Source organism: Streptosporangium oxazolinicum (assembly GCF_039537505.1).
GTDB lineage: Bacteria > Actinomycetota > Actinomycetes > Streptosporangiales > Streptosporangiaceae > Streptosporangium > Streptosporangium oxazolinicum.
The window spans coordinates 1-2152 of the sequence record NZ_BAABAQ010000027.1 but is presented as its reverse complement, the minus strand read 5'-3'; the positions used below and the strand labels follow the sequence as shown (position 1 = coordinate 2152).

The 2152-nt window shown below is 70.0% G+C and carries 3 protein-coding genes; 2 read left to right on the top strand and 1 reads right to left on the bottom strand.

Annotation, left to right across the window (positions count from 1 at the left end; translation table 11 throughout):
- A partial coding sequence (locus ABD817_RS39320; protein ID WP_344923562.1) for a CGNR zinc finger domain-containing protein occupies positions 1 to 506 on the bottom strand: 506 nt, incomplete at its 3' end.
- Positions 507 to 532: 26 nt separating this feature from the next.
- On the opposite strand from ABD817_RS39320, the gene ABD817_RS39315 reads away from it, so the two are divergent.
- Positions 533 to 997: a GNAT family N-acetyltransferase gene (locus ABD817_RS39315; protein WP_344923561.1), complete on the top strand. Its 465-nt coding sequence runs from the start codon at positions 533 to 535 to the stop codon at positions 995 to 997.
- The coding region (locus ABD817_RS39310; protein ID WP_344923560.1) for an MFS transporter at positions 994 to 2152 on the top strand (1159 nt) is incomplete at its 3' end. The genes ABD817_RS39315 and ABD817_RS39310, both read left to right, overlap by 4 nt.

Genomic DNA, 2152 nt, shown 5'->3' with positions numbered 1-2152 from the left:
CGGGCGCGGTGGCGGCGTACCGCGTCACGGTTGGCGCACGGCTGGGAGCAGTAACGCTGCCGTGCGGTGCGTGAGGTGTCCGCGAAGATCATCTCGCAACCGGCGGCGGCACACCGTCCGAGCCGGTCCATGCCCCGGCTGACGAGGTGCGTCGCCGTGCCCACGGAGATCAGCGCGAACAGCACCGCGCCGAGCGGTTGCAGGTCGTCGCGATAGTGCAGGTGCCAACCGTGAGCGTGGTCGGTCAGCCGGGGGTAGGCGGCCGACCGGGCCAGCATTCCATTGAGTAACTCGGCCTTCGCGCGCTCGTCTGTGGCGTCGACGACGTTCGTCCAGGCGTCGATGACGGCGAGGGTCTGGTCGAGATCCGACGGTTCGACGGGGTGTTCCAGCACCAGACCGGCCGTACGGCAGCGGTCGGCGAGTTCGTCGGCGCTCGCCGGTGGGCGGTTCGCCAGTTCCGCGGCGAAGTTCACCACGTCCGCTCCGTAAGGGTTGAGGTGCATAAGCTCATTACATCAGCCTGGGCGTCATGCCGCGAACAGCAACAGAGCACGACATTTCAGAACTCGTCCGCCTCCGGGCGCTGCTCTTCGACGACCTCGGTGGTGACTTCTTCAACCCCGCGAACGCCGGTGACGACTGGCGCGACGCGCTCGCACGGGTTTTCGAGCGGAAGCTGACCGAACCCGACTGCCGGATCCTGGTCGTGGACGGCGGCACCGGCCTGGCCGCCTGCGGCATCGGCACGATCGAGCAGTGGTTTCCCGGCCCCCACTCCCGCAACGGGAGGATCGGCCATGTCATCGGCATGGTCACCGACCCGTCGTACCGGCGGCGCGGGCACGGCCGGGCGATCATGCTCGGCCTGCTCGACTGGTTCCGTGACCGCGACGCCGTACGGGTCGACCTCACCGCCTCCCGCGAGGCGGAACCGCTCTACCGGCGGCTCGGCTTCTCCGGCCACCCCGACCCCCTGCTGTGCTGGAAGCCGTGAAACCATCGCGATACCGCTGGGTCATCCTGGGGGTCGCGACTTTCACCCAGGCCGCGGCCGCGTTCTTCGTGCAGGGCATCGGCGCGATGAGTGTCCACCTGCGACGGGACCTGGAACTGAACACCACCCAACTGGGCCTGCTGCTGTCGGCGGCTCAGCTGCTTCCTCTGGCCGGACTACTCGTGGCGGGACGACTGCTGGACCGCCACGACGAACGCTGGGTCGTCGGGATCGGCGCTCTCGTGGTCGCCGTCGCGCTGGCCGCGGGCAGCGCGGCCCCGGGGTACGTCTCCTTGCTCGTCGTCCTGCTGATCGCCGGTGCGGGGTACAGCACCATTCAGCCGGGCGGCAGCACATCGGTGGCGTCCTGGTTCGACGCCTCGCGGCGTGGCCTGGCCATGGGGGTCCGCCAGGCGGGGCTCCCGCTCGGGGGCGTCCTCGCCGCCCTCGCGCTTCCCTCGCTGGCAACAGCCTTCGGCTGGCGGTCGACGCTCGTGGCCGGCGCGCTCGTCGCCCTGTCAGGCGCCGTCGCCTTCATGGCCCTCTACCGCCGTCCACCGGACCGGCGCCCAATGCCGGCCACGTCCCGCGTGCGGCTGGAACCGCTCCGCGAACCGTACATGAAGAAGATCATCTTGTCCGGTACGAGCATGGTGTCGGTGCACAGCGGCGTGGGCGTCCTCACCGTGCTGTACCTGCACGAGGTGACGTCCATGGACTCCGCCTCGGCGGCCCTGGTCTACGTCGCGGTTCAGTGCGCGGGCGCGCTGGGCCGTATCTGCCTGGCGGCCTGGAGCGACCGCCACGGATCCGGCCGCTACGCCTGTGTCCTGACATGCATGGCCGCCGTGATCATCGGGATGATGGTGTTGACGACCCCCATCGGCCGAACCCCCGTCGCGGCCTGCCTGCTCTTCATCTGGCTGGGTTTCTTTGGAATCGGCTGGTACGGCCCCTGGGTCGCCCACGTCGTCGAATCGGCGCCGCCGGACCACACCGGATTCGCCCTCGGCCTGGCCATGGCCGTCAACCAGGTGGCGGTCATCCTGGCGCCACCCGTGCTCGGCCTGCTCACGGACCTGACCGGCGGTTTCGCGCCCGCCTGGGCCCTGCTCGCCGCGCTGACCGCTGTCACCCTGACGACGACAGCCCGGC